Genomic DNA, 25,213 nt, shown 5'->3' on the forward strand with positions numbered 1-25,213 from the left:
TGGGTGACAACTGCGTCCCCGACTTTCACGCGTAAGAGAACCGGCGAGATCCGCGCTGTGTGCCTGGACGTCGACGACACACTTGTCGACTACAGCACTTCTTCGCGAGCCGCGTTGGCATCGATGGTCGGTAACGCCGACGCCTGGTCGTTGTGGCAGCGCATCACCGACGACCACGTGTCCCGCCAGCTCTCCGGCGAGCTCCGCTACGAGGAGATGCGCAACATCCGGACGCAGGCCTTCTTCGCCGCGCTCGGCGAAGACCTGCCGCTCGACGAAGCGACCCGCCGCGAGGTCGGCCGCCAGGAGGTCCTCTCCGCCGGCTGGTGCCTCTTCCCGGACGCGATCCCGATGCTCGACTGGCTGCGCGCCACGGGCCTGCCCATCGCCGCGATCAGCAACGCCTCCGGCTGCCACCAGCGCGTGAAGATCGCCCAGCTGGGCCTCGCCGAGTACTTCGACGCCGTGCTCATCGCCGGTGAGGTCGGCTGCGCGAAGCCGGACCGCGTGATCTTCCACACCGCGTGCCTGTCCCTCGGCGTCCCGCCCGGCGACACCGTCCACGTGGGAGACCGCCTGCACGCCGACGCCATCGGGGCCCGCGACGCCGGAATGCACGGCGTCTGGATCAACCGCACGGGTCCGACCGGCGGAACGCTGCCCGCGGGACTGTCGTCGATCACGAGTCTCGCGGAACTGCCCGAGCTCCTCGTGTGCGAACTCTCCGCCGCGACCGCCTGAGTTCACCTCCGAGACCGGCCCCCACCTGCGCATATGCGTTGAGGAGGGGGCCGATTTCACTTCTGGTGGGGGCGTGGTCTAGTATTTCTCCCGGCAGCAACGAGGGCCTCGGAACTCCCCAGGGACAACGAAGTCGATCGTGAAAGCCAATGGGGTATGGTGTAATTGGCAGCACGACTGATTCTGGTTCAGTTAGTCTAGGTTCGAGTCCTGGTACCCCAGCTGCAACGGAAGAACTGCCCTCGGGTAAGGTTCCGGAGCAAAGCAAGAAAAAGAACTGAATAGCCGGATTTGAACCGGACAGAGCGATCTGATAAGGTTCACACCAGCAAGAAGTTCTAGGGCCCCGTCGTCTAGCGGCCTAGGACGCCGCCCTCTCAAGGCGGTAGCGAGGGTTCGAATCCCTTCGGGGCTACAGAGGTGGGAGAGGCCCGTCTGCGGAAAACGCAGACGGGCCTCTTTTGCATGTGTCCTCTGGGGGCCGAGCCCCCAGACCCCCAGCCGGCGGGCTGCCGCCCCCGGACCCCCGCCTCGGGGTTGCCCGAATGTTCTGGGTCGGGCTTCGCTTCGCTCGCCGGTGGCTGGGGCGTCGCTTCGCTCGCCGGTGGAGTGGGCTTTGCTTCGCTCGCCGTCGGAGTGGTTTCTGTGAGTTAGGGCCTCGTTTTGAGCGGGCTTCTTATTGTGCTGCGGCACACATTTGGAGCGACTGTCTTAGCTTTGATGGGTTTGGTGTTGAGGCTCGCCTTCTGTGTGTTGCATCTCTTCGGCGGCGCTGTGAGCGGCTGAGCAATCGTTTGGGCCGGCACTGGCGGTGAGTGGTCGTCGGCGTCGCGCTCGGTCTGTGTTCCGCGCCGGGTTCGGCGGCTGCCTGGCTTTGTCGTGTGGAAGGGCGGCGTGTGGGGGAGGGAAAGCAGAAGGCCGCCCTTCCGTGGGGAGGACGGCCTTGGGGGCGTGGTGCTTCAGAGGCGGCTTTGCAGGGCCTCGGCTGCCGCCAGCAGGTCTGCGGCCCAGCGGGCGCCCGGGCGGCGGCCCATGCGGTCGATGGGGCCCGAGACCGAGACGGCGGCGACGACGGCTCCCGAGGAGTCGCGCACCGGGGCTGAGACCGAAGCCACGCCCGGTTCCCGTTCCGCCACGCTTTGCGCCCAGCCCCGGCGGCGGACCTCGAGCAGGGTGCGTTCGCCGTAGACGGCGTCGGCCAGCACGGCGCGTTGCGTGCCGGGATCCGACCACGCGGCCAGGACCTTGGCGCCGGAGCCCGCCGTCATCGGGAGCCTGGCACCGATCGGGACCGTGTCGCGCAGGCCCGAAGGAGGCTCGGCCGAGGAGACGCAGACCCGCTGCATGCCGTCGCGACGGTACAGCTGCACGCTTTCGCCGGTGATGTCGCGCAGGCGCGGCAGCACCGAGGAAGCCGCGTCCAGCAACGGGTCCGTCGCACCGCCGGCCAGTTCGGCGAGTGCCGCGCCGGGGCGCCAGCGGCCGTCGGAGCCGCGGCGCAGCAACCTGTGCACCTCGAGGCCCACGGCCAGGCGGTGCGCGGTCGCCCGCGGCAGGCCTGTGCGGTTGCACAACTCGGCCAGGCCACACGGATCTTTTGCTACGGCGTTCAACACGGCCACTGCCTTGTCCAGCACGCCGATCCCGCTATGCTGTCCCACAAGCCGATACTAACTTCCCAGACAGTGAGAAGTCCAGATCTGTCGGCACGTCCATACTGTGGGAGATGTCGCGATGAGCCGCACGCTCGCGGAGAAGGTGTGGGAGGCACACGTTGTGCGCCACGGAAGTGGTGCGGAGCCGGACCTGCTCTACATCGACCTCCACCTGCTCCACGAAGTCACCAGCCCCCAGGCGTTCGACGGGCTGCGCCTTGCCAACCGGAAGCTGCGCAGGCCCGACCTGACGATCGCCACCGAGGACCACAACGTCCCGACCGTCGACATCGACAAGCCGATCGCGGACCTCGTCTCGCGCACGCAGGTGGAGACGCTCCGCCGCAACTGCGCGGAGTTCGGGGTGCGGCTGCACCCCATGGGGGACTTCGAGCAGGGCATCGTCCACGTCGTGGGCCCGCAGCTGGGTCTCACGCAGCCGGGGATGACCGTGGTGTGCGGCGACAGCCACACGAGCACGCACGGTGCGTTCGGCGCGCTGGCGTTCGGCATCGGCACGTCCGAGGTAGAGCACGTGATGGCGACGCAGACGTTGCCGTTGCGCCCCTTCAAGACGATGGCCATCACCGTCGAAGGCGACCTCGGTCCCGGCGTCACGGCGAAGGACGTCATCCTCGCGGTCATCGCGAAGATCGGAACCGGTGGCGGACAGGGCTACGTGCTCGAGTACCGCGGCTCCGCCATCGAGAAGCTGTCGATGGAAGCGCGCATGACGGTTTGCAACATGTCGATCGAAGCGGGCGCGCGCGCCGGCATGATCGCGCCGGACGACACGACTTTCGACTACATCCAGGGACGCCCGCACGCACCGTCCGGCGCGGAGTGGGACAAGGCCGTCGAGTACTGGAAGACGTTGCGCACCGACGACGACGCGACGTTCGACGCCGAGGTGCACATCAACGCCGACGAGCTCACCCCGTTCGTCACGTGGGGGACCAACCCGGGCCAGGGACTGCCCCTGGGCGCGAGCATCCCCGACCCCGGGCAGATCGCGGACGAGAACGAGCGCGTGGCCGCCGAGAAGGCGCTGACGTACATGGGCCTCGAGCCCGGCACGCCGCTGCGCGACATCCGCGTGGACACCGTGTTCCTCGGCTCGTGCACGAACGGGCGCATCGAGGACCTGCGCGCCGCCGCGGACGTGCTGAAGGGCAAGCACGTCGCCTCGGGGGTGCGGATGCTCGTCGTCCCCGGGTCGATGCGGGTGCGCAAGCAGGCGGAGGACGAGGGGCTGGACAAGGTCTTCCTCGACGCGGGTGCCGAGTGGCGCCAGGCGGGCTGCTCGATGTGCCTTGGCATGAACCCGGATCAGCTCGCCCCCGGCGAGCGCAGCGCGTCGACCTCCAACCGCAACTTCGAGGGCAGGCAGGGCAAGGGCGGCCGCACGCACCTCGTGTCCCCGCTCGTCGCGGCCGCCACGGCCGTGCGCGGCACCCTGTCGGCCCCCGCAGACCTGGAGAACTGACCATGGAAGCCTTCACCACCCACACGGGCGTCGGCGTGCCGCTGCGCAGGTCCAACGTGGACACCGACCAGATCATCCCGGCCGTCTACCTCAAGCGCGTGACCCGCAGCGGGTTCGAGGACGGGCTCTTCGCCGCCTGGCGCGGCGACGAGCACTTCATCCTCAACCAGGAGCCGTTCAGGGCGGGCAGCGTCCTCGTCGCGGGCCCCGACTTCGGCACCGGGTCCTCTCGGGAACACGCCGTCTGGGCGTTGATGGACTACGGCTTCCGCGTCGTCGTCTCGTCCCGGTTCGCGGACATCTTCCGGGGCAACGCGGGCAAGCAGGGCCTCGTGGCGGCGCAGTGCAGCCAGTCCGATGTCGAGCTGCTGTGGAAGCTGCTGGAGTCCGAGCCCGGCACGCCGGTCACCGTCGACCTCACCGACAAGACCGTTCGCGCCAAGGACTTGGTCGCCCCCTTCGAGATCGACGACTACACCCGCTGGCGCCTTCTCGAAGGCCTCGACGACATCGCTTTGACGCTGCGCCACGAGGCCGAGATCAGCGCATTTGAAGGCAATCGCCAGACTTGGTTGCCCACAACGGATCCGCTTCCGGCGGTCTGAGAGGGGGCCGGATTCTCCTCTTGAGAGGGGCGAATCCGGCGCTCTGAGTCCCTCGAAGGGGCGCAATTAGCCACGCCACAACGAAAACTTTGGCGTGGCGATTGGTATTTCTCGCGATTTGGGCCTACCGTTGCGTTCTAGTCGGCCCGACGCTTAGGGGCCGTGAGCGTCCTGGGAGGGACTGAAGGTGAACAAGGCCCAGCTCATCGAGGCGCTCGCCGAGCGCCTGGGAGACAAGAAGACCGCGGGTGCTGCTGTTGACGGCATCGTCGATGTGATCGTGCGGAGCGTCAACAAGGGCGAGAAGGTCAACATCACGGGCTTCGGCGTCTTCGAGAAGCGTGCCCGTGCGGCTCGCACCGCGCGCAACCCGCGCACGGGCGAGACCGTGAAGGTCAAGAAGACCAACGTGCCCGCGTTCCGCCCCGGCTCGACGTTCAAGGACGTCATCAGCGGTGCGAAGAAGCTGCCGAAGGCCGTTGCCGCCAAGGCCGCCGCCAAGCCCGCCGCCGCTGCCGCCGCGAAGCCCGCGGCCACCAAGGCTCCGGCGACGAAGGCCGCGACGACCCGCGCGACCACCACCACGCGCACCCGCACGGCCGCGGCCGCCACCAAGGCGCCCGCGACCCGTCGCACCAGCACGGCCGCCGCGACGAAGACCGCTGCTGCCGCCAAGGCGCCCGCGAAGGCGACCGCCACCAAGGCCGCTGCCACGAAGACGACGGCTGCCAAGGCTCCGGCGAAGCGCACCACGGCTGCCACGAAGACGACGGCTGCCAAGACGACGACGGCCGCCGCCAAGACGACGACGACCGCCGCTGCCAAGCCCGCCGCGAAGACGGCGGCTGCGAAGCCGGCTGCTCGCAAGACGGCTGCCAAGAAGAAGTGAGACGGGCCTCCACAGGGAGGCTGCGTCACTTCAGCAACTACGCGGAAGGCCCCGGTGTGCGCACACCGGGGCCTTCCGCGTGCCTGGGGCAGGACGTCACCGGGCCGGGAGGTCGTTGGGGCACAGGGATCCCCGGAGAAGCCCTTGGCGTGCCTGGGAAGCCGCCCCACGAAGCCTCTGACCTGCGGTGGAGCTGCACGGTGTGGTTCAGGGAACGGGGCCGGGCGATCAAATCCCGTGTCCCGCAGCGGGACTGCGGTGCCTGCGGAGAACGGTTCCGATCCGGTTCCGCTATTCGCAGGCGGACTCGCCCACTCCCGCCGGCAGGCCGAATTCACCGCCGGCTTCGAACGCTCGGCGGCCTCAATGCGCCCACCCCCGCAGAGGCGGAAGAATCGCCCTGCGCGCCAATAGAAATAACGCCCCGCACCTGTGAACACCCGAGGCACAAGCGAAACCGCCGCCTTCCCGCCCGACTTGGTTGCCTGAGGCGAACTTTCGTCGGAGCGGGAAGACGGCGGCGGCAGAACGCCCGCGCGGGCTCGTCAGGGACGGGGCAGCGCGGAGGGCAGGTAGTGCGCCGACACCAGCGTTGGCCAGCGCGAAGGCGAGTCCGAAGTGGACCAGGCGCCGAACGGCCTGGTGAAGGCCAGCACCCACGTGCTGCCCTTCTTGCAGGGGATCTTGTCGAGCCGGAGCCCGCCCATCTCGGCCAGCGACTGCACGACGGACGGGATCACACCGCCCTGCGAGGACACCACGGCACGGCCTTCGAGAGCCGCCACCTCCAGGAGGCGCACGAGGCCCGCGTCGGGGTCGGGCCAGTAGCCCTCCTCGGACAGCCGGGCCTCCTCGACCACCTCGACGGACAGATCGGCCGCCACGCCCCGCACGGTGTCCGCGCAGCGCACCCTGGGGGCCGTGTGGACGCGCACCGGCGCCCACAGCGGCAACAGCGTGCGCAGGGCCTCCGCCTGGCGCCAGCCGGCGCCGGAGAGGGGACGCAGGTCGTCGTCGCCGTCCCACTCGGACCGCTTCCCGGCCTTGGCGTGCCGCACCAGCAGCACCAGCAGCAGGTCCGCGGGCAGGCGGGCGAACTCCTCCAGCACCTCGCGGTCGGGCTCGTAGGTCAGCAGGGAGGACGCTTCGGCGACCGGCAGCCACTTCAGCGAGTCGACCTCGTCGTTCTCCTCGAACGAACCGGAAACGGCCTCGGCCGCGTAGTAGTCGACGGTCTTCGGGACCCCTCGGACCTGGTAGGAGACCTGCCGCAGGTGGCGGCCGAGGACGCAGGAATAGCCGGTCTCCTCGAGGATCTCGCGCACCGCGCAGGCGGGAATGGTCTCCCCGTCGTCGAGTTTTCCCTTCGGCAACGACCAGTCGTCATAACGCTGGCGGTGCACGACCGCGACTTCGACGTCACCGCCGGCATCGCGCCAGAGCACCGCCCCAGCAGCTTTGATCACCCAAGAGCTCCGTGCTTGTGCAGCAGTTCCATTTGGTGGTCGCGCACCGACGAACCGTCGGACGGTGACGCTTCCCATTCTCCGTCCGCGCGCAGCACCCAGCAGCGCGTGTGCGGGTCGAGCGCGGATTCGAACATGTCGCCGAGCTGCTTGGTGAGCCGCGGGTCGGCCACGCGGACGGCCACCTCGACGCGGCGGTCCAGGTTGCGGTGCATCATGTCCGCACTGCCGATCCAGTACTCGTCGCAGGCGACGAAGTGGAAGACGCGCGAGTGCTCGAGGAACCGGCCGAGGATCGAGCGCACCCGGATGTTCTCCGACAGCCCCTTGATGCCCGGCTTCAGGCCGCAGATGCCGCGCACGACCACGTCCACGGGCACGCCCGCCTGCGACGCCCGGTACAGCGCGTCGATGACCTGTTCGTCCACGAGCGAGTTCACCTTGATGCGCACACCCGACGGCTCACCGGCCTGTGCGCGCTCGATCTCGGAGTTGATCCGCTCCACGATGCCCTTGCGCACGCCGTAGGGCGCGACGAGCAGCGAGCGGTACTCGTCCTGGCGCGCGTAGCCGGTCAGCACGTTGAACAGGTCCGTGAGGTCCGCGCCGATCGTCGGCTCGGCGGTCAGGATGCCGACGTCCTCGTAGAGCCGCGCGGTCTTCGGGTTGTAGTTGCCGGTGCCGATGTGGCAGTAGCGCCGGATCGTCGACCCCTCCTGGCGCACCACGAGCGACGTCTTGCAGTGCGTCTTCAGGCCCACCAGGCCGTAGACGACGTGCACGCCCGCCTTCTCCAGCGTGCGCGCCCACTTGATGTTCGCCTGCTCGTCGAAGCGCGCCTTGATCTCCACCAGCGCCACGACCTGCTTGCCCGCCTCGGCCGCGTCGATCAGCGCGTCGACGATCGGCGAGTCACCGGAGGTGCGGTACAGCGTCTGCTTGATGGCGAGCACGTGCGGGTCGGCTGCCGCCTGCTCGATGAAGCGCTGCACCGACGTGGAGAACGAGTCGTACGGGTGGTGCACGAGCACGTCGCCCTCGCGCAGGGTCGCGAACACGCTCTTCGGCGTCTCGCGCTCACCGAACGCCGGGTGCGTCGCCGGCACGAACGCCGGGTCCTTCAACGTCTTGCGGTCGATGCCGTAGAGCTGCCACAGGCACGACAGGTCGAGCAGCCCGGGCACCGTCACGACGTCGTGCGGGTCGACGTCCATCTCCCGCAGCAGCAGTTCGAGCATGTGCTCGGTCATGTCGTCGGCCACTTCCAGGCGCACCGGCGGGCCGAAGCGACGCCGCGCGAGCTCGCGTTCGAGCGCCTGCAGCAGGTCCTCGTCGCGGTCCTCCTCGACCTCGAGGTCCGCGTTGCGCGTCACGCGGAACGCGTGGCACTCGATGACCTCCATGCCCGCGAACAACTCGCCGAGGTGCGCGGCGATGAGCTCCTCCAGCGGCAGGAAGGTCGCCGACGAGGACGACCGGTCCGCCTCGACCCGCACGAGGCGCGGCACGTTGTCCGGCACCTTCACGCGGGCGAACCGCTCGCCGCCGCCCTCGGGGTCCCGCACGGTCACCGCGAGGTTCAGCGACAGCCCCGAGATGTACGGGAACGGGTGCGCCGGGTCGACCGCGAGCGGCGTCAGGACCGGGAACACCTGCGCGCTGAAGTAGTTGGAGAGCCTCAGCCGGTCGTAGTCGGTGAGGTCGCCCCACGTCACGATGCTGATCTGGTGCTGCTCCAGGCCGGGCCGGATGTGGTCGAGGAACGTGCGGGCGTGCTGCTCCACCAGTTCCTGCGAGCGCTTGAAGATCCCCACGAGCTGCTCGAGCGGGGTGAGCCCGTCCGCGCTGCGGACCGTGAGGCCGGTCTCCGCGCGCCGCTTCAGGCCCGCGACCCGGACCATGTAGAACTCGTCCAGGTTCGAGGCGAAGATCGCGAGGAACTTGGCGCGCTCCAGCAGGGGCTGCGAGGAGTCCTCCGCGAGCGCGAGCACGCGGGCGTTGAAGTCCAACCAGGACAGTTCACGGTTGAAGTACCGGTCGTCCGGGAGGTCTCCGGGCACGGCGCTCGTCGTCACCGCGGGCGGTGCCGAGGGGACGCCGCGCAACGGAGCGGCGGCCGCGGGGCCTCGCTCGACCTTCGCGCGCGTGGTCGAAACCCGCCGGGTAGCCGCACGAGGCTGCTTGCGCGGGGTCGCCGCCTCCTCGCCCTTCGCGCGCGGCGTGCGGCGTCGGGATGGGGTCGCCTTGCCGTCAGAGTTCTCCGTGCTCACGTCACGCATTGTGTCGCACTATCGCCGTTGGCGCCCCCAGCCAGGACGACCGCTTAATGAACTCCTCGTCACAGAACAGGCAGGCGCAGAGCTGTGACGACCCCGTCGGGGCTGCGTTCGAGGGTCACCCGCTGACCGGGACGCAACATCCGCCAGCCACCCGCGGTGACGGCTTCGGCACTCACGTCGACGAGAACGCCGTCATCTCGCAGGACGACGGCAGAGCCGTCACTGTTGAAGGTGGACACGGTCGCCTGCACGGAGCAGAACCCTAGACGTTCGGGCGGTCCTGTCCGCCTCCGCCACGGCAGGAGTTGCTCCGGCGGGGCCGCCGAACCGGGACCGTGGCGTTCGTGAGCGTGGAGACCGGCCGGGGAGAGCGACCGGGGACCCGTGCCGCTCGCCCCGAACCCGTTCTACGGCTGGGCCTGCCCGGTGGTCGCTAACCGCGACGAGTCGGTGGACCGCGGCGCGCCCCGCCCGGCCACGCCGCCGGTGACGGCGGCCTTGGCGCGTCGGCGGGTGATCACGCGGCGGCCGAGGTCGATCATCGGGATCTCCACGGTCGCGTAGAGGACGCTCGCCAGCGCCAGCCCCAGCGCGGTGACGCCGGCGGCCTGCCCGAGGCCGGACAGTTCGGGCCAGACGAACGCGAGGACCGTCGCGGCGATCGTCTGCACGAGGTAGAGCGAGTACGAACGCTCGCCGACGAACTGCATCGGCTTCGTGGACAGCACGGCCGTGACCGGACCCGGTGTGACCATCGAGGTGAGCAGCACGGCTGTCGCCAGCGCGTAGACCGGGACGACCAGCACGTGGCCGGGGATGCCACCCGTGCCGTCGAGGAAGCCCGCCATCGGCTTCACGCCCACGTGGACCATCACGAAGCCGAGGGAGACGAAGACCTGCGCGACCGGGTTCGTGAGCGGGCGCAGCAGGGCGAAGCCGCGCGGGCTGTGCAGCGCGATCGCGAGCAGCACGCCGGTCAGGATCGAGAAGTAGTGCAGCGGCCAGCCGGGGTTGCTGTGCGACACGGTGAAGTTCACGACGACGAGGGCGAGCAGCATGCCGAGGGCGGCCGCGCCGGCGCGGCGCTTGAGCACGACGGTGCCCAGCGCGATCGCCACCAGCGGCCAGACGAGGTAGAACTTCTGCTCGATGCCCAGCGACCAGGACTGCCCGTACGGGCTGGCGTCGGCGAACTCGTTGGTGAAGGTGAAGAAGTACCGCAGCGCCGGGCCGGTCCCGTTGCTGACGAACGTGCCCATGACGAGCGAACCGGCGATTGTGGCGAAGAGGACGACGAAGTACACGGGCAGGATCCGGAACGCCCGCCGCAGGTAGAACTCCTCGAGCGAGATCCGCCCGGTCCTGCGCTCCTCGCGGAGCATCAGCGTGGTGATGAGGAATCCGCTGAGGACGAAGAACATCTGGACCCCGGCCCAGCCCTGGAGCCAGTCGGGACCGCCGTAGTGGAAGAAGACGACCAGGACCGCGGCGATTGCGCGAAGGCCGTCGAGAGCGGGAAAGCGGCGCAACGCCAGGTAGTCGGCGTGCGTCAGCGACTTCATGCAGGTACACCTCTGAGCAATGCGTCGGGGGAACGGCGTAGGGGGTTGCGCCGTCTGCATCGGGGGATACGGATGTAAAGGTGCCGGGGTTCCCCACCGAGTTGCTCAAACCAACATTTTCGTGTCGTTCGTCACGGAATCAACGTGACACGAAAGGGGAACGCGCGTGGCGACCGCGCGTCAGCAGGCCTTCAGCGGCGACAGCTCCGAAAGCGGTGCCGCCGCCGCGACGCGCCACCCCTGCCGCGTCAACGCTCCGCCGTGGACCTCGAGCCAGTACGCGCCCTCGGTCGTGTGCACGGTCGCGCCGCTGCGGATGTCCGTCACGTACGAGGACTCCGACTGCCACGACACGAAGTCGCCGCTGACCCGGGGGAACACGATGCCCTCCGTCCTCGGCACCGGCCTGATCGCGGCCAGCTCGCGCGGTTCGGCCCAGCCGTCGCGCCAGCCGCGCAGCTCGTCGTCCTGCGCCCACACCACCGTGCGCCCGTCCGAAGCCACGCTGTCAGAGGGCCTCGCGTTCGACAGCTGGACCGGCAGCGCCCCCTCGGACCGGAACTTCCCGTCCTGCAGCCAGAGGACCGCGTCGCCCAGGAACACCGGCTTGCCGCCCCGGCCGACGACCCTGTCCTTCTTCTTCGCCAGGTCGTAGACGTGCACGCCCGCCTGGTCCGCCCAGGCGGCCTTGCCGTTGTGCAGCACCGCGCCGCTGGCGCCGATCGGCACCGGCGCGCCGTCGTTGCGCGAGTCCCACGCGTAGGTCGTGGTGGTGGTGTCGCCGGGGCTTGGGGACGTGGAGAACGTGACCCAGCGGCCGTCGAACTCGACGCCGAACAGCTGACCGTCGTTCTGGACGGCCATCACCTGCTGGCGCTTGCCGTGGTCGTGCAGCACCAGTTCGGTGGTCCTGTTGCGCGTGGTCCTCACCAGCGTCGTGCCGGCGTCGGCGTCCGCACCGACGACGGTGACCTTCTCGTGCGAACCGACCTCCGTCGTGTCGCGGGACAGCCGGTCCTTCCAGTCCCGGGGCAGGTCCACCCGGCACGTGCCGAGCTTGCTCTCCGCCGTGTAGTCGGAGGGACGGTCGATCGGAAAGGCGGCTACACAGCCCGCGATGGCCGTGACTGCCGCCAGCGCGGTCAGCGCTCGCATCGGTCTCCCAAGTCGTGATCACCCCAGCGACCCGGAAGACGCGCGACGGCTGCTCAGGTTGTCCAGGCGGGCAGGGCGTTCGCGGTGCGGACCCCCAGACCGAGGACGAGAGCGAGGCGCAGGTCCTCCTCCGTGTCCACGTCGCAGCGCAGCGACGGCCACGGACCGATCAGCTCGGCCGCCCCGGAGAGCCGGTGGTGCCCGGCCGATCCGACGCCGAACCGGGGGTCGAGCTCCCCGCCGGGCGCGGCCAGCAGCAGCGTCGTGCCGGTGCCCTGGCGGTCCGGGACGAACGCGCGGCGGCCCGCGGCGGCGTCGAGCGCCGCCCTGAGCTCGACGGGCCTGAGCGCCGGCAGGTCGGCCTGGAGCGCGCCGACGCGGGACGACCCGAGCGTGCGCGCACCGTGCCGCAAGGCGGCGTTGAGCCCGGGCTCGCCGGGTTCCGGCAGCGACTCGACGCCCAAGGCGGCCATTTCGGACGCGACGGCGGGATCGGATGTGATCGTGACCACGCGCCGGACACCGGGTGTGCGCGCAGCCGCGCTCACGGTGTCGAGGGCGAGCGCGAGCGCCAGCGCCGCGTGCGACACCGGATCTCCGCCTGTCGCGCTGGTCAGCCTGGTCTTCGCCCTGTCCAGGGTCTTGACCGGCACCACGAGGTCGACTTCATCCCGCACCTCGCCATAGTCCACGATCCGGCGACTAGTGTGCTCTCGGGTTCAGGACCGCGCAGATCTGGAGTGAGGAGAGGTCCACGTGGCCAAGGAGAAGGGCGGCTTCTGGGTGGGGGTCGCAGCGGCGATCGTCTACCCCATGTCGTTCGTGCTGGGCAGGCACCGGATCCTGCACGGGGAGCGCATCCCGCGCCAGGGCGCCGCGCTGCTCGTCATGAACCACATCTCGCACCTCGACCCGTGCTACGACGCCGTGTTCGTGCACCGCAACGACCGGGTGCCGCACTTCCTCGCGAAGCACAGCCTGTGGAACGTGCCGATCATGGGCTCGATCCTCAAGGGAGCGAAGCAGATTCCCGTCTACCGGGGCAGCACCGACGCCCAGCAGAGCCTGCGCGAGGCGCACAAGGCGCTGGAGAACGGCCTGGTCGTGGTGATCTACCCCGAGGGCACGATCACCAAGGACCCCGACGGCTGGCCCGCGCACTCCCGCACCGGCGTCGCCCGGCTCGCCCTGCAGCACGACGGTCCGGTCATCCCGGTCGCCCGCTGGGGCACCCTCGACCTCTACAACCACTACCGCAAGAAGTTCCGGCCGCTCCCGCGCAAGACGATCACCCACCTCGTCGGCGAGCCGGTCGACCTCTCCGCGTACCGCGGCAGGGAGGAGACCCTGCCGCTGCTGCGCGAGGTGACGGACCTGCTGATGGGCGCGGTCAGGGACAACCTGGCCGAGATCCGGCAGCAGCAGGCCCCCCAGGGCTTCTACGGACCGAGGAAGGCCTGACCATGGCGATCGAACGCGTTGCGGTGCTGGGCTCCGGGTCGTGGGGCACGGCCTTCGCGAAGGTCATCGCGGACTCCGGTCCCGAGGTGGTGATGTGGGCGCGCCGCCAGGAGGTCGCCTCGGAGATCACCGAGACCCGCGTGAACTCCGGCTACCTGCCCGGCATCTCGCTGCCCGCCAACCTCGCGGCCACCTCCGACCCGGCGAAGGCGCTGGACGGGGCGGACGCCGTGGTGCTCGCCGTGCCGTCGCAGACGCTGCGGGCGAACCTCTCGGCCTGGAAGGACCTGCTGCCGCCGGACGCGACCCTGGTGTCGCTGTCCAAGGGCGTCGAGCTCGGCACGCTCAAGCGGATGAGCGAGGTGATCCGCGAGGTCGCCGCCGTCGACGAGTCGCAGGTGGCCGTGGTGTCCGGGCCGAACCTGGCCAAGGAGATCGCCGTCGGGCAGCCGACCGCGACGGTCATCGCGTGCACGGACCACGACCGCGCGGTCGACCTGCAGCACGCGTGCTCGAACTCGTACTTCCGCCCGTACACCAACACCGACGTCGTGGGCTGCGAGCTCGGCGGGGCGTGCAAGAACGTCATCGCGCTGGCGTGCGGCATGGCGGCGGGCATGGGCTACGGCGACAACACGATGGCGTCGATCATCACGCGCGGCCTGGCCGAGACCGCACGGCTGGGCGCGGCCCTCGGGGCCGACCCGCTGACGTTCGCGGGCCTCGCCGGCCTGGGCGACCTCGTCGCGACGTGCGCGTCGCCGTTGTCGCGCAACCGGTCCTTCGGCGAGCGGCTCGGCAGGGGCGAGACCCTCGCGCAGGCGCAGGAGGCCGCGCACGGGCAGGTCGCCGAAGGCGTGAAGTCCTGCTCGTCGATCCGCGAGCTCGCCGCGGCGCACGGTGTCGACATGCCGATCACCGAAGGCGTCCACCAGGTCTGCCACGACGGGCTGAGCGTGCGCGAGCTCGGTGCCGCGCTGCTGGGCCGCGACCGCAAGCACGAGCGCCAGTGAACGCCGAGTTCGGCGACGGCACGCGGGTCGTGCACGCCGTCCAGGGCGGGCCGGGCGAGCCGTTCGGCGCGCAGCCGGTGTTCGCGTCGGCGTTCCACCTCGGCGGTGCGGACACCTACGCCAGGTCGGGCAACCCGACGTGGCGGTCGCTGGAGAGCGCTCTCGGGTCGCTGGAGGGCGGCGAGTGCGTCGTGTTCCCGTCCGGGATGGCGGCGATCTCGACGTTGCTGCGCACGGTTCTGTCCACCGGGGACACCCTCGTCCTGCCGTCGGACGGGTACTTCCTGAGCCGCAGGTTCGTGTCCGGAATGGACGTGCGGATCGTCGAGGCGCCCACGGCGGGCCCGTACCCGTCCTTCGAGGGCGTGCGGCTGGTCCTGCTGGAGACGCCGTCGAACCCCGGTCTGGACGTGTGCGACATCGCCGCCCTGGCCGACGCGGCGCACGAGGCGGGCGCGTTGCTGGCCGTGGACAACACGACGGCGACCCCGCTCGGGCAGCGGCCGCTGGAGCTGGGTGCGGACGTCGTGGTGGCCTCGGACACCAAGGCCGTCGCCGGGCACAGCGACGTCCTCTTCGGACACGTCACGGTCGCGTCGCCCGAGCTCGCGACCCGGTTGCGCGACGCCCGCACGCTGAACGGCGCGATCCCCGGCCCGTTCGAGACGTGGCTCGTGATGCGCGGCCTCGGCACCCTGGACCTGCGGCTGGAGCGGCAGGCGAAGAACGCGGCGGTGCTGTACGAGGCGTTGTCCGGCAGGGTCGAGGGCCTGCGCTGGCCCGGCGCCGAGCGGGACCCGGCCCACCTGCTGGCCGCCCGGCAGATGCGGCGGTTCAACGGCGTGCTGACGTTCGAGCTGCCCGACGCCGAGGCGGTGGAGGAGTTCGTGGAGCGCTCGGAGCTGGTGTCGGCGGCGACGTCGTTCGGCGGCCTGCACTCGACGGCGGACCGGCGTGCGCAGTGGGGCGACCCGGTGCCCGAGGGTCTGGTGCGCTTCTCGTGCGGTTGTGAGGACACGGCCGACCTGGTCTCGGACGTGTCCCAAGCTCTGGGACTGGATTGACGGAGGGTCCCGGTTCCGGGACCCTCTGCCGCATGTCCTTCAACACGTGTTGCTGTTGTACCAGGCGATAGTCCCGCGTCCTCTTTTCGCGCATTCGCCTGGTTAGGACCTTTTCCCGATGTTCGCCGTTCCCGAGAACAGCGTCGTACTGCCCGAGAACACCCAGCTGCTGCACCCCGTTCGGGTGGCTTTGGCGTGGGCGGCCGACCGCGACCGCTGGAAGCACCTGCTCCGCTACGACCCGGAAGAGCGCTTCTCGGCGTTGGTCGACAAGACCGGCGACCAGGAGATCTGGCTGATGAGCTGGCTCCCCGGCCAGACCGCGTCGCTGCACGACCACTCCACGACCTCCGGCGCGTTCACCGTGGTCAGCGGCCTGCTGACCGAGGTGGTGACGACCCGCGTCCAGGTCGTGCACTCGCTGCGCGCCGGCCAGTCGCGCGTGTGGGGCCCCGGCTACGTGCACCAGGTGCGCAACGACGGCGTGGACCCGGCCGTGTCGATCCACGTGTACCGCCACGGCACACGCGCCATGACCCCGTACCGCTACGACCCGGTCAACGGCCCCGTCCGCTGACGTGCGGCGGCACGGGCTTGTCCGTCTCGTGCGGCACCGGCGCACCCCACGACTGGATGAGCGGCATGTGCCCGCCCCACACCAAGTTCGCCGCGAGGTCGTCGGGCTCCTCCCCGGGGCCGCCCTCGCGCACCTTGACGCTCGCCTCGGTGAGGTCGACCTCCAGCGCGACCGTCGCCGCGAGCTCCTTCCTGGACGGACGGCGCGCGTGGTCCCAGCTGCCCGGCGTGACGTGCTCGACGATGACCTTGAGCGCGTGCTCGGGGTCCTCCGCGACCTTCGCCGTGCCGTGGACGACCGCCGACCGGTAGTTCATGGAGTGGTGGAACACCGACCGCGAGTAGACGACGCCGTCCACCAGCGTGACGGCGACGCAAACCGGCTTGCCCTCGAGCATGCTCCTGATGGACCGTGAGCCGGTCGACCCGTGCAGGAAGATGCGGTTGCCGTCCCGCCCGTACGCGGTGGGGACGAGGAACGGCGCCCCGTCGACCTCCACGGCGAGGTGGCAGACCAGGCCGGCGTCGAGGATGTCGTAGAGCACCTGGCGGTCTTGGACGGCTCGGTTCTTGCCGCGGACGACGGTGCTGCGTTCGGTGGGGGAGAGCTGCAGGTCGGAGGTCATGCTTCTACTGTGCGGGCAGAAGTGGCATCATTGAAGCGCCATTTTCCGCTCATTTCAGAAGGCCACTTCATGCCTTGCGTCCGCCAGGAGTGTCGGTGCTGTCCGGGAGAATGAGAACAAGGGGCTCCCTTGGCCGGGGGACGCCTGCGCGAGCGTGCGAGGTCGCCCGTGGCTGAGACCGCGCTCCCCGTCGCCCTCGACCGCGAGTCCGCCGAACCACTCGCCGTCCAGCTGGCCGACGCCCTCCGCTCCGCCGCCTCCGAAGGCCGCCTCCGGGCGGGCGACCGCCTCCCGTCCACGCGCGCACTGGCCGACAGCCTCGGCGTCTCCCGCACCGTCACCGCCGCCGCCTACGAGCAGCTGCACGCCGAAGGCTGGATCGCGGGCAGGCACGGCTCCGGCACCTACGTCACCACGACCCCGCCCGGTCCGTTGCGCAAACGTTCGCGCAAGCCGGTCGTGCCCGCCATCACCGACTTCGTCGACCTCGGCACCGGCGCGCCGTGGGCCGGCGGGCTCGACCGGGCGGCGTGGCGCAGGGCGTGGCGGGCGGCGGCCGACACGCCTCCGCTGTCCCGGCCCGAACGCGCGGGGCTGCCCGAGTACCGCGAGGTCATCGCCGAGCACCTGCTGCGTCACCGCGGTCTCGCCGTCAACGCCGGCCCCGTCCTGGCCACCGGCGGCACGACGGCCGTCCTCACCGAGATCGCGGTGGCCGTCCTCGAACGCGGAGACGCCGTCGCCGTCGAGGAACCCGGCTACCAGCGGGCGGTGGGCGTCTTCAAGGCGAACGGGCTCGAGGTCGTGCAGGCGGTCGTCGACGCGGAAGGCCTCCTGCCCGACGCCGTCCCCGCGGGCGTGAAGGCCGTCTACTGCTCGCCCGCCCACCAGTACCCGCTCGGCGGGCGCATGTCGGCGGGGCGCCGGGTGGCGCTCGTCGAACGGGCGCGGCGGGACGGCTGGCTCGTCATCGAGGACGACTACGACGGCGAGCTCCGGTACGACGTGGCCCCGCTGCCGTCGCTGGCCGCGCTCGCCCCGGACGTCGTGGTCCACCTCGGCACCACCAGCAAGATCCTCACGCCCACCCTCGGCGCGGGCTGGATGGTGGCACCCGAGCACATCGCCACGGCCGTCCTCGAGCACCGCGACCTCACCGGCACCAGCCCGGCCGCGGCGGGGCAACGGGTCGTCGTCGAGCTCGCGCGAACCGGTGACCTCGGTCGGCACCTGCGCAAGCTGCGCCGCGAGCTGTCCGAGCGCCGCGCGCTGATCGTCGGCACGTTCGCCGAAGCGGGGATCGAGGTGCTGGGCGACGACGCCGGAGCGCACGTCGTGGTGCCGCTGCCCGGTGCCGAGCAGGAGCGCGAGGTCATGCGGGCGGCGCTGGAACGCGGGCTGCGCGTCGACGGGCTCGGGAGGCACTTCGTCAATCGCGCGAGGTGGCACGGGCTCGCGATCGGCTACAGCGCCTGCTCACGGGAACAGCTGGTCAGCGCACTGCCGGTGCTGATCGAACTGATCACAGCGAGCGGCTGACCACGACCACCTCGCGGGTCGTGACGAAGCCCAGCCGCTCGTTCACCCGGATCATCGCGGAGTTGGCCGAATCGGTCCCGGTGCCGACGTGCTCGAGCTCCGGCCGGTCCGCGGTCAGGCCCCGCAGCAGGTGTGCCTTGACCATGCGGCCCAGCCCGTGGCCGCGGTGGGCGGGCATGACGACCGTGGTGCCCCAATGCGTCCGCGTCAAGTCGCCGGGGTGCAGCGGGACGTCGGTCAGCGCCACGACGAGTCCGGTGGCCTCCTCGACCGCGACGGCGACGCGCTGCTCGACACCGCCCGCCCGTGCCTCGGCCTCCTCGGCGCGCACCACCTCGGGCGTCCACTCCGGTGCCCGGACGGCGCTCCGCGTGGCCGGCGCGTCGTCGATCGACTGCCGGGTGGCCGCGACGGACGCCAGCAGGTGCTCCGGCGTCTCGCCGGTCCACTGCTCCACGCGGTAGCCGGGAGGCGGCGCGATCCCGCCGACGGCCGCCTCGGAGATCGTCAACGTCTGCAGCACCCTCGACGCGGCCACGCGGAACCCGCGCGCGACGGCCCAGTGCTCGCCCGCGCTGCCCTTGGTGACCCCCAGCTCGCCAGCACGTCCCGGCCATGGGCGCGCAGTCGCGGCAGCACCGCCTCCAGCAGCGCGGTGCCGACACCCCGCCGCCGGTGCCGCGGGTGCACGGTGACCGGACCGACCGCCAGCCGGGCGTTCACGCCGCCGAGCAGTCCGATGGTCGCGCTGCCCACACCCTCGCCGTCACGACGGGCGACGAACCGGAGCACCTCGCTGAAGTCCGGGTTCGCCTCCCGCAGCGAGGCGATGATCCGCTCCCTGGCCGGTGCCGGTTCGTCCGGCCGGTCGACGGCCTGGGCCGCGATCCGCACGTCGGCGTAAGCGTCGAGCGCGGCGGTGTCCCCGAGGTCCAGCGCGGTGATCTCCAGCACGGCCGCGAGGTTAACTTGCAGGTGGGCACAATCGCCCAAACGGGTAGGGTCCCCGGCATGACGCAGCGCAAGACGAGGGTGGCCGTGGTGTTCGGCGGCCGCAGCTCCGAGCACGAGGTCTCCTGCCAGTCCGCCAAGAGCGTCCTGCCCTACCTGGACCCGGACCGCTTCGAGGTGGTCCCCGTCGGCATCACACCGCAGGGGCAGTGGGCGCTCGGCACGGACCCGAACGCGCTGGAGGCCGGCACGGGCAACCTCCCGACGCTGCGCGGCAGGTCCGACATCACCCCGGTCGAACCCGGCCAGGCGTTGAAGGACGTCGACGTCGTCTTCCCGCTGCTGCACGGCGCGTGGGGTGAGGACGGCACGATCCAGGGCCTGCTCGAGCTGGGTGGCGTCCCGTACGTCGGGCCCGGCGTGTTCGCGAGCGCCGCCGCCATGGACAAGGTCTTCGCCAAGAAGATCCTCCAGGCCGAGGGCCTCGACGTCGGCAGGTTCGTCGCGCTGGACCGCTCCGCCACCACGCTGACGCTGGACGAGCGCGAGCACCTCGGGCTGCCGGTGTTCGTGAAGCCGTCGCGCGCGGGCTCGTCCGTCGGCATCTCCAAGGTGAACGACTGGGCCGACCTCGACGCCGCGATCTTCGAGGCCCGTCAGCACGATCCCAAGGTCATCGTCGAGGCCGCCGTCGCGAACCCGCGCGAGATCGAGCTCGCCGTGCTGGAGTTCCCGGACGGCCGGGTCGAGGCCTCGCTGCCCGCCGAGCTGCGCCCGGTCGGTGCGGGCGCCGACTGGTACGACTTCGAGGCCAAGTACGTCAACGACTCCTACGAGGCCGACATCCCGGCGAAGCTCGACGACGAGACCACCGCACGGGTGCGCGAGCTCGCCGTGACCGCGTTCAAGGCGCTCGACTGCCAGGGGCTGGCGAGGGTGGACTTCTTCCTGACCGAGCAGAACGAGCTCATCGTCAACGAGCTCAACACCATGCCCGGCTTCACGCCGATCTCCATGTACCCCAAGGCGTGGGACGCGACCGGCATCGACTTCCCGACGCTGCTCACCACGCTGGTGGAGACGGCGATCGCGCGCGGCAGCGGTCTGCGCTAGGAGGTCTTGACCGGCTGCTTCGGCAGGAGGTCGCGCACCGTCGTGGAGATGTCCTGCAACGGTCCGGTGCCCGCGTCGTCGGGCACCGTCAGCGCCACGTACACGCCGCGGTCCACGACCACCCACGTCGAGCTGCCCGAACCGGGCAGCTGCAACCACTGGACGTCGGAGATCAGCCGCAGCTGCGACGTCGGCGTCAGCTCGGACGGCCGCGGCAACCCGCAGCGCAGAACCACCGGATCGTGTTTGGCGTCACCCCACGCGACCGTGGCGGGCGGCGCGGGCGCGGCGATCTCCCGGCGCGACAGCATGTCCGTCCCGGACGGCAGTCCGAGCGGCAGCTTCTCGACCAGGGAAGCGCATTCCGGTGAGCCGGCCGACGGTGCGTCGATCGACACCAGCGCGAGCGGACCCGTGCGACCGGGGACGTCCTCGGACTGGTTTCCCGTGCCCAGCCACAGACCGAGCCCGGCGACACCGGTGGCGAGCAGCACGGCGAGCCCGACCGCCGCGAGCAGCGGCCGGGACAGCGCCGACGTGGTTTCCTGCTGAGTCACCCGGCTATGACAGCACGAGCTAGAGATGGACCACCGGGCAGGTCAGTGTGCGGGTGATGCCCTCGACGTTCTGGATGCGCGCGACCACGAGCTGGCCGAGCTGGTCGACGGTCTCCGCCTCGGCGCGCACGATGACGTCGTACGGACCGGTGACGTCCTCTGCGGTGGCTACCCCGGTGATCCCGGAAATCTCGGAGGCGACTGCGGCGGCCTTGCCGACCTCGGTCTGGATGAGGATGTATGCATGCACCACGGCGTGCCCCTTCGTCGCGACAGGTTGGGTCGGGGTAGGAACGTGTCACGCAACGTACCCCAGTTGGGGTTCCGAATGCTCAGATTGGGAGGCAACTTTGCGTCCGGAGCCGCCGCGCGACGCGGAAACGGTCGCCGACGTGGGTGAGTTCCACCTCATCCACCGGGTGACGACCGGTCGCGCGCAGCCGGAGACGACCATCCTCGGGCCGGGTGACGACGCGGCCGTCGTCGCCGTGCCGGACGGACGGGTCGTCGCCTCCAAGGACCTGCTCGTCGAGGGTGTCCACTTCAGACTGGACTGGTCCACACCCGAGCAGGTGGGCCGGAAAGCGGCCGCGGTGAACCTCGCCGACGTCGTCGCGATGGGCGCCCTGCCCTCGGCCCTGCTCGTCGGTTTCGCGTGTCCCGCGGACACCCCGGCGTCGGTCGTCGAGGGGATCATGGCGGGCCTGTGGGAGGAAGCGGCGAAGGCCGGCGCGGGCATCGTGGGCGGCGACATGGTCAGCTCCGCCACGCTGGTGATCTCCATCACCGCCATGGGCGACATGAACGGGCTCGAGCCGGTCACGAGGTCCGGAGCGCTCGTCGGGGACGTCGTCGCGGTCACCGGGAGGCTCGGCTGGGCAGCCGCCGGACTCGCGGTGCTCGGCCGCGGGTTCCGTTCGCCGGTCGGCATCGTCAACGCCCAGCGCAGCCCGGAGCCGCCGTACGAGGAGGGCCCCAGGGCCGCGGAGGCGGGAGCCACGTCGATGATCGACATCTCGGACGGGCTGCTGCAGGACCTCGGCCACATCGCGGACTCCTCCGGCGTGGCGATCGACGTCCGCACCGACCTGCTGCCGCTGCACCCGCGCCTGCTCGACGTCGCCTCGGCGCTCGGCGGTGACGCACGGCACTGGGCGCTGACGGGAGGCGAAGACCACGCCCTCGCGGCGACGTTCCCCGGCCCCAGGTCGGTTCCGCCCGGGTGGACGACGATCGGCACGGTCCGCGCGGGCGAAGGGGTCACGGTCGACGGCAGGGTTTACGAGAAACCTCCCGGCTGGGAGCACTGGCGGGCGTAAACTGGTCGATGTGGAACTATGCACGCGCGCGTATGATCATCCAGATTCGGTCAAGCTGATCGCCGACCTCCAGCAGGTCTTCGTCGAGCGCTACGGCGACGAGGACGCCACCCCCGTGGACCCGGCGCAGTTCGCCGCGCCGCTCGGCTACTTCGTGGTCGGCTACCTCGACGGCACGCCCGTCGCGTGCGGCGGCTGGCGCGCGCACCAGGAGCTCGAGGGCGCCGCCGAGATCAAGCGCATGTACGTCGCCGACGCGCTGCGCGGCCGAGGGCTCTCCCGGCTCGTCCTCACCGACCTGGAGGACACCGCGCGCGAGGCCGGCCACCGGCGGATGGTGCTGGAGACCGGTCTGCGCCAGCCCGAGGCGATCGGCCTGTACCTCGCCACCGGCTACGAGCGTATCGAGAACTTCGGCGTCTACCGGGACCACCCGGAGAGCCGCTGCTACGGGAAGTCGTTGTAGGTTCAAGCTCATGGCCATCTACGCGCTGGGGGACTACACGCCGCAGATCCACCCGGACGCGTACGTCCACCCGGACGCGACGGTGATCGGCGACGTGCGCATCGGTGCTTTCTCGTCGGTGTGGCCGCAGGCCGTGCTGCGCGGTGACTACGGGCGCATCGTCGTGGACGAGCGCACGTCGATCCAGGACGGCACGGTCATCCACTGCACCGAGGTCCACCCGGTGCACATCGGGTCGTCGTGCGTCATCGGCCACAACGTCCACATCGAGGGCGCGACCGTCTCGGACGACTGCCTGATCGCGTCGGGTTCGGTGGTGCTCAACGGTTCCATCGTGGAAAAGGGTGCGATCGTCGGCGCCGGCGCGGTGGTGTCGTTCGACGGCCACGTCCGCGAACGCACGATGGTGCTGGGCGTTCCGGCCCGCGAACGCGCCGGACACGTCGTGCCGGAACGGGCCTGGGAGTTCATCGTGGAGAAGTACGTCCAGAACATCGCCCTGTACCGGGAGAAGCTCCGTCGGCTCGATTGAGTGAGATAGGGTTCACAGCCGTGGCTCGTCCCCTCAACGAAGTTGTCGAAGCCGGCTGGGCTGAAGCTCTCGCCCCCGTCGCTGACCAGATCGCCGCCATGGGTGAGTTCCTGCGCGCGGAGGTTTCCGCCGGCCGCACCTACCTACCGGCGGGCGAGAACGTGCTGCGCGCGTTCCAGCAACCGTTCCACCAGGTGAAGGTGCTGATCGTCGGCCAGGACCCGTACCCGACGCCCGGCCACGCGGTCGGCCTGTCGTTCTCGGTCGCGCCGGACGTCCGTCCCATCCCGAAGTCGCTCATCAACATCTACAAGGAGTACGCCGAGGACCTGGGGTACCCGATCCCGTCCAACGGCGACCTCACTCCGTGGTCCGAGCGCGGTGTGCTGCTGCTCAACAGGGCGCTGACCGTGCAGCCCGGCAAGGCGAACTCCCACCAGGGCAAGGGCTGGGAGGCCGTGACCGAGCAGGCCATCAAGGCGCTCGCGGCCCGCGGGGCACCTCTGGTCTCGATCCTGTGGGGCCGCAACGCGCGCAACCTGCGCCCGTTGCTGGAGCCGTTGCCCGCCATCGAATCCGCGCACCCGTCGCCGCTGTCCGCGCACTCCGGGTTCTTCGGGTCGAAGCCGTTCAGCCGTGCCAACGAGCTGCTGGAGAAGCAGGGCGCCGAGCCGATCGACTGGAAGCTCCCGTAAGTGCCCCGGCAAGACGTGATCTGACGCTGACGGCCGCCGGTGCGGCCGTCAGCGAGTTCGGCAACGCGTTGTCGTTGCTCGTCCTGCTCTTCTGGGCGACGCCGATCAGCTCGTTGCTCGTCGCCGCGATCCTGATCGCCGAGCTGCTGCCGCTCGTGCTCGGCGCACCCCTCGCCGGTGTCCTCGTCGACCGGCTTCCCAACCGCCGCCTGCTGATCGTCGCCCTGCTGTTCCAGGGCGTCGCGATCGCGGCCATCGCGCCGTTGATGGGGCAACCCGTCTTCGTCGTGGCGCTGGTGCTCCTCTCCGGCTGCGGCCGGGCGGTCGCCCAGCCCTGCGTCTCCGCTCTCGTGCCGCACATCGCCGGCGAGGAAGAAGCGACGCGCGGCTACGCGTGGCTCGGCACCGGACGCAGCCTCGGCAGCATGGCGGGCGTCACCGGTGGTGCGTTGCTCGCCGGGTTCTTCGGCCATCCCGCCGCGTTGCTCATCGACAGCGGCACGTTCGTCGCCTACGCGGCGCTGCTGGCGTTCGTGCGCACGGAACGACGGCCTTCCGGCACGCACGAGGCGCGTCCCAGCGCGCTCACGGGGATCCGGCACGTGCGGCGGGACCCGGTGCTGTTCGCGTCGGTCATCGGACTGGCCTTCTGCGTCGGCACGGTCGTGGTCGTCAACGTGGCCGATCCCGCGTTCGTCCGGTACGTGCTGCACGGCGACGAGTTCGTGCTCGGCGCGATGCAGGCGTGCTGGATGACCGGGATCCTGGTCGGCAACAGGCTCGCCGCACGGCTGGAGACGATCTCCGGGGTGGCGCACGCGATCGCCGTCGCCGCCGTCACCACGGGCGTCGGCGTGCTGATCCCCGCGTCCTTCCCGTTCGTCGTCGCGGCGGGGACGGGCTGGGTGGTCGGTGGCGTGTCGAACGGCGTCCACAACGTGGCCCTGAACGCCGTCGTGCGGATGCGCACGCCCGAGGAGATGCGCGGGCGTGCGTTCGCCGCGGTCGGGTCGGTGGTGATCGGGGCGAACCTGCTCGGCACGGCCGCCGCGGGCGGGCTGCTGCTGGTCGTGGAGCCCCGGACGGTGTTCGCGCTCGGCGGCACCGGGGCGTTGCTCAGCGGCGTCGCCTGCCTGGTGTTCGTGCGCCGTGCCTTGGAACGCGAAAAGAGCCCGGCCGAAGCCGGGCTCTCTCCGAACTGGTGATCTGTGGCGGTGATCAGCCGCGCACGACCTTGCCGGCCTTCAGGCAGGACGTGCACACGTTGATCCGCTGGCGCTGCGAGGCCGAGACCTTCGCGCGCACAGACTGGATGTTCGGGTTCCAGCGGCGGTTCGTCTTCCGCTGGGAGTGCGAAACCGAATGGCCGAAGCCCGGCCCCTTGCCACAGACGTCGCACACGGCAGCCACGTCAGCCACTCCTTCAGGTTCCTCAAGCGGTAAGTCATGCGTCCCGGTGGGCG

Annotated in this window: 28 protein-coding genes and 2 tRNA genes; 17 read left to right on the forward strand and 13 right to left on the reverse strand. The window is 70.6% G+C overall.

What is annotated here, in order from left to right:
* The first annotated feature begins 3 nt into the window (after positions 1–3).
* The 3 genes from BLQ91_RS04810 to BLQ91_RS04820 all read left to right on the forward strand — a co-directional run bounded on the left by BLQ91_RS04810 (position 4) and on the right by BLQ91_RS04820 (position 1,156).
* The gene (locus BLQ91_RS04810) at positions 4–741 is read left to right on the forward strand and encodes an HAD family hydrolase (RefSeq protein WP_245733114.1); all 738 of its coding nucleotides are present in this window, start codon (positions 4–6) and stop codon (positions 739–741) included.
* A 150-nt stretch (positions 742–891) separates the two neighbouring features.
* Positions 892–963: transfer RNA gene (locus tag BLQ91_RS04815), tRNA-Gln, on the forward strand.
* A 120-nt stretch (positions 964–1,083) separates the two neighbouring features.
* Positions 1,084–1,156, forward strand: a tRNA-Glu gene (locus tag BLQ91_RS04820).
* Positions 1,157–1,700: 544 nt separating this feature from the next.
* Here the strand turns inward: BLQ91_RS04820 and BLQ91_RS04825 are convergent.
* On the reverse strand, positions 1,701–2,402 hold the full coding sequence (locus BLQ91_RS04825) for an IclR family transcriptional regulator (protein ID WP_053736944.1): 702 nt from the start codon (positions 2,400–2,402) through the stop codon (positions 1,701–1,703).
* 73 nt (positions 2,403–2,475) lie between these two features.
* Here BLQ91_RS04825 and leuC point away from each other — a divergent pair, with 73 nt between their 5' ends.
* The 3 genes from leuC (at position 2,476) to BLQ91_RS04840 (ending at position 5,376) form a co-directional block, all read left to right on the forward strand.
* The gene (gene leuC / locus BLQ91_RS04830; RefSeq protein ID WP_090095389.1) at positions 2,476–3,882 is read left to right on the forward strand and encodes a 3-isopropylmalate dehydratase large subunit; all 1,407 of its coding nucleotides are present in this window, start codon (positions 2,476–2,478) and stop codon (positions 3,880–3,882) included.
* 2 nt (positions 3,883–3,884) lie between these two features.
* Entirely contained in the window at positions 3,885–4,487 is a 603-nt protein-coding gene (gene leuD / locus BLQ91_RS04835) for a 3-isopropylmalate dehydratase small subunit (protein WP_090095390.1), read from the forward strand.
* 187 nt (positions 4,488–4,674) lie between these two features.
* Complete coding sequence (locus tag BLQ91_RS04840; protein WP_090095391.1) at positions 4,675–5,376, forward strand: HU family DNA-binding protein; 702 nt, start codon at positions 4,675–4,677, stop codon at positions 5,374–5,376.
* A gap of 545 nt (positions 5,377–5,921) precedes the next feature.
* Here BLQ91_RS04840 and BLQ91_RS04845 read toward each other — a convergent pair.
* From BLQ91_RS04845 to cofC, 6 genes are all read right to left on the reverse strand, one after another.
* Entirely contained in the window at positions 5,922–6,839 is a 918-nt protein-coding gene (locus tag BLQ91_RS04845) for an NUDIX hydrolase (RefSeq protein ID WP_245733220.1), read from the reverse strand.
* Positions 6,839–9,121 carry an RNA degradosome polyphosphate kinase gene (locus BLQ91_RS04850; RefSeq protein WP_090095393.1) on the reverse strand — a complete coding sequence of 761 codons (2,283 nt, stop codon included), beginning with the start codon at positions 9,119–9,121 and terminating at the stop codon, positions 6,839–6,841. The genes BLQ91_RS04845 and BLQ91_RS04850 overlap by 1 nt, the downstream gene beginning before the upstream one ends.
* A 59-nt stretch (positions 9,122–9,180) precedes the next feature.
* On the reverse strand, positions 9,181–9,372 hold the full coding sequence (locus BLQ91_RS04855) for a cold-shock protein (protein WP_090095394.1): 192 nt from the start codon (positions 9,370–9,372) through the stop codon (positions 9,181–9,183).
* 156 nt (positions 9,373–9,528) lie between these two features.
* Positions 9,529–10,683: an acyltransferase family protein gene (locus BLQ91_RS04860; RefSeq protein WP_090095395.1), complete on the reverse strand. Its 1,155-nt coding sequence runs from the start codon at positions 10,681–10,683 to the stop codon at positions 9,529–9,531.
* 180 nt (positions 10,684–10,863) lie between these two features.
* Positions 10,864–11,838 carry a hypothetical protein gene (locus tag BLQ91_RS04865; protein ID WP_090095396.1) on the reverse strand — a complete coding sequence of 325 codons (975 nt, stop codon included), beginning with the start codon at positions 11,836–11,838 and terminating at the stop codon, positions 10,864–10,866.
* 53 nt (positions 11,839–11,891) lie between these two features.
* Entirely contained in the window at positions 11,892–12,515 is a 624-nt protein-coding gene (gene cofC / locus BLQ91_RS04870) for a 2-phospho-L-lactate guanylyltransferase (protein WP_090095995.1), read from the reverse strand.
* A gap of 136 nt (positions 12,516–12,651) precedes the next feature.
* Between cofC and BLQ91_RS04875 the strand changes: the two genes are divergently transcribed.
* The 4 genes from BLQ91_RS04875 to BLQ91_RS04890 all read left to right on the forward strand — a co-directional run bounded on the left by BLQ91_RS04875 (position 12,652) and on the right by BLQ91_RS04890 (position 15,953).
* On the forward strand, positions 12,652–13,299 hold the full coding sequence (locus BLQ91_RS04875; RefSeq protein ID WP_090095996.1) for a lysophospholipid acyltransferase family protein: 648 nt from the start codon (positions 12,652–12,654) through the stop codon (positions 13,297–13,299).
* A gap of 2 nt (positions 13,300–13,301) precedes the next feature.
* Positions 13,302–14,312 (forward strand): NAD(P)H-dependent glycerol-3-phosphate dehydrogenase, encoded by a 1,011-nt coding sequence (locus BLQ91_RS04880; protein WP_090095397.1) that lies wholly within the window; start codon positions 13,302–13,304, stop codon positions 14,310–14,312.
* A complete protein-coding gene (locus BLQ91_RS04885) occupies positions 14,309–15,376 on the forward strand; it encodes a cystathionine gamma-lyase (protein ID WP_090095398.1) in 1,068 nt (355 codons plus the stop codon). Before BLQ91_RS04880 ends, BLQ91_RS04885 begins: the two co-directional genes overlap by 4 nt.
* Before the next feature lie 118 nt (positions 15,377–15,494).
* Positions 15,495–15,953: a cysteine dioxygenase gene (locus tag BLQ91_RS04890; protein ID WP_090095399.1), complete on the forward strand. Its 459-nt coding sequence runs from the start codon at positions 15,495–15,497 to the stop codon at positions 15,951–15,953.
* Here the strand turns inward: BLQ91_RS04890 and BLQ91_RS04895 are convergent.
* Positions 15,934–16,578 carry a pyridoxamine 5'-phosphate oxidase family protein gene (locus BLQ91_RS04895; RefSeq protein WP_090095400.1) on the reverse strand — a complete coding sequence of 215 codons (645 nt, stop codon included), beginning with the start codon at positions 16,576–16,578 and terminating at the stop codon, positions 15,934–15,936. The two genes, BLQ91_RS04890 and BLQ91_RS04895, sit on opposite strands and share 20 nt — an antisense overlap.
* A 168-nt stretch (positions 16,579–16,746) precedes the next feature.
* Here BLQ91_RS04895 and pdxR point away from each other — a divergent pair, with 168 nt between their 5' ends.
* Positions 16,747–18,117: a MocR-like pyridoxine biosynthesis transcription factor PdxR gene (pdxR, locus tag BLQ91_RS04900; protein WP_090095401.1), complete on the forward strand. Its 1,371-nt coding sequence runs from the start codon at positions 16,747–16,749 to the stop codon at positions 18,115–18,117.
* On the opposite strand, the gene BLQ91_RS04905 is transcribed toward pdxR, so the two are convergent.
* Both BLQ91_RS04905 and BLQ91_RS04910 read right to left on the reverse strand, forming a co-directional pair.
* Positions 18,101–18,655 (reverse strand): GNAT family N-acetyltransferase, encoded by a 555-nt coding sequence (locus BLQ91_RS04905; RefSeq protein ID WP_090095402.1) that lies wholly within the window; start codon positions 18,653–18,655, stop codon positions 18,101–18,103. The genes pdxR and BLQ91_RS04905 overlap by 17 nt on opposite strands.
* Entirely contained in the window at positions 18,625–19,071 is a 447-nt protein-coding gene (locus tag BLQ91_RS04910) for a GNAT family N-acetyltransferase (RefSeq protein ID WP_176959569.1), read from the reverse strand. The genes BLQ91_RS04905 and BLQ91_RS04910 overlap by 31 nt, the downstream gene beginning before the upstream one ends.
* A gap of 57 nt (positions 19,072–19,128) precedes the next feature.
* On the opposite strand from BLQ91_RS04910, the gene BLQ91_RS04915 reads away from it, so the two are divergent.
* Positions 19,129–20,181, forward strand: a complete 1,053-nt coding sequence (locus BLQ91_RS04915) for a D-alanine--D-alanine ligase family protein (protein ID WP_090095403.1) — start codon at positions 19,129–19,131, stop codon at positions 20,179–20,181.
* Here BLQ91_RS04915 and BLQ91_RS04920 read toward each other — a convergent pair.
* Together BLQ91_RS04920 and BLQ91_RS04925 are read right to left on the reverse strand one after the other, a co-directional pair.
* A complete protein-coding gene (locus BLQ91_RS04920; protein ID WP_090095404.1) occupies positions 20,178–20,738 on the reverse strand; it encodes a DUF3515 domain-containing protein in 561 nt (186 codons plus the stop codon). The two genes, BLQ91_RS04915 and BLQ91_RS04920, sit on opposite strands and share 4 nt — an antisense overlap.
* A 19-nt stretch (positions 20,739–20,757) precedes the next feature.
* Positions 20,758–20,991 carry an Lrp/AsnC ligand binding domain-containing protein gene (locus tag BLQ91_RS04925; protein WP_090008449.1) on the reverse strand — a complete coding sequence of 78 codons (234 nt, stop codon included), beginning with the start codon at positions 20,989–20,991 and terminating at the stop codon, positions 20,758–20,760.
* A gap of 97 nt (positions 20,992–21,088) precedes the next feature.
* Here BLQ91_RS04925 and BLQ91_RS04930 point away from each other — a divergent pair, with 97 nt between their 5' ends.
* The 5 genes from BLQ91_RS04930 to BLQ91_RS04950 are packed head-to-tail and all read left to right on the forward strand — an operon-like array spanning position 21,089 to position 24,955.
* Positions 21,089–22,057 (forward strand): thiamine-phosphate kinase, encoded by a 969-nt coding sequence (locus BLQ91_RS04930; protein WP_090095405.1) that lies wholly within the window; start codon positions 21,089–21,091, stop codon positions 22,055–22,057.
* Between the two features lie 10 nt (positions 22,058–22,067).
* Positions 22,068–22,523, forward strand: a complete 456-nt coding sequence (locus tag BLQ91_RS04935; RefSeq protein WP_090095406.1) for a GNAT family N-acetyltransferase — start codon at positions 22,068–22,070, stop codon at positions 22,521–22,523.
* A gap of 10 nt (positions 22,524–22,533) precedes the next feature.
* Complete coding sequence (locus BLQ91_RS04940) at positions 22,534–23,055, forward strand: gamma carbonic anhydrase family protein (protein WP_090095407.1); 522 nt, start codon at positions 22,534–22,536, stop codon at positions 23,053–23,055.
* 20 nt (positions 23,056–23,075) lie between these two features.
* A complete protein-coding gene (locus BLQ91_RS04945) occupies positions 23,076–23,750 on the forward strand; it encodes a uracil-DNA glycosylase (protein WP_090095408.1) in 675 nt (224 codons plus the stop codon).
* 26 nt (positions 23,751–23,776) lie between these two features.
* Entirely contained in the window at positions 23,777–24,955 is a 1,179-nt protein-coding gene (locus BLQ91_RS04950; RefSeq protein WP_281199309.1) for an MFS transporter, read from the forward strand.
* A 13-nt stretch (positions 24,956–24,968) separates the two neighbouring features.
* On the opposite strand, the gene rpmB is transcribed toward BLQ91_RS04950, so the two are convergent.
* A complete protein-coding gene (rpmB, locus tag BLQ91_RS04955; RefSeq protein WP_030467945.1) occupies positions 24,969–25,160 on the reverse strand; it encodes a 50S ribosomal protein L28 in 192 nt (63 codons plus the stop codon).
* Between the last annotated feature and the right edge of the window lie 53 nt (positions 25,161–25,213).

It is taken from the genome of Lentzea jiangxiensis (assembly GCF_900104175.1).
GTDB classification, from domain to species: domain Bacteria; phylum Actinomycetota; class Actinomycetes; order Mycobacteriales; family Pseudonocardiaceae; genus Lentzea; species Lentzea jiangxiensis.

What these genes read in the sequence shown, in the direction of transcription:
- BLQ91_RS04880 (WP_090095397.1), top strand. Translation starts at nt 13,302, where the DNA reads ATGGCGATCGAACGCGTTGCGGTGCTGGGCTCCGGGTCGTGGGGCACG.
- BLQ91_RS04875 (WP_090095996.1), top strand. Translation starts at nt 12,652, where the DNA reads ATGTCGTTCGTGCTGGGCAGGCACCGGATCCTGCACGGGGAGCGCATC.
- BLQ91_RS04860 (WP_090095395.1), bottom strand. Translation starts at nt 10,683, where the DNA reads ATGAAGTCGCTGACGCACGCCGACTACCTGGCGTTGCGCCGCTTTCCC.
- BLQ91_RS04865 (WP_090095396.1), bottom strand. Translation starts at nt 11,838, where the DNA reads ATGCGAGCGCTGACCGCGCTGGCGGCAGTCACGGCCATCGCGGGCTGT.
- BLQ91_RS04940 (WP_090095407.1), top strand. Translation starts at nt 22,534, where the DNA reads ATGGCCATCTACGCGCTGGGGGACTACACGCCGCAGATCCACCCGGAC.
- leuD (WP_090095390.1), top strand. Translation starts at nt 3,885, where the DNA reads ATGGAAGCCTTCACCACCCACACGGGCGTCGGCGTGCCGCTGCGCAGG.
- leuC (WP_090095389.1), top strand. Translation starts at nt 2,476, where the DNA reads ATGAGCCGCACGCTCGCGGAGAAGGTGTGGGAGGCACACGTTGTGCGC.
- BLQ91_RS04895 (WP_090095400.1), bottom strand. Translation starts at nt 16,578, where the DNA reads ATGACCTCCGACCTGCAGCTCTCCCCCACCGAACGCAGCACCGTCGTC.
- BLQ91_RS04850 (WP_090095393.1), bottom strand. Translation starts at nt 9,121, where the DNA reads ATGCGTGACGTGAGCACGGAGAACTCTGACGGCAAGGCGACCCCATCC.
- BLQ91_RS04890 (WP_090095399.1), top strand. Translation starts at nt 15,495, where the DNA reads ATGTTCGCCGTTCCCGAGAACAGCGTCGTACTGCCCGAGAACACCCAG.
- BLQ91_RS04915 (WP_090095403.1), top strand. Translation starts at nt 19,129, where the DNA reads ATGACGCAGCGCAAGACGAGGGTGGCCGTGGTGTTCGGCGGCCGCAGC.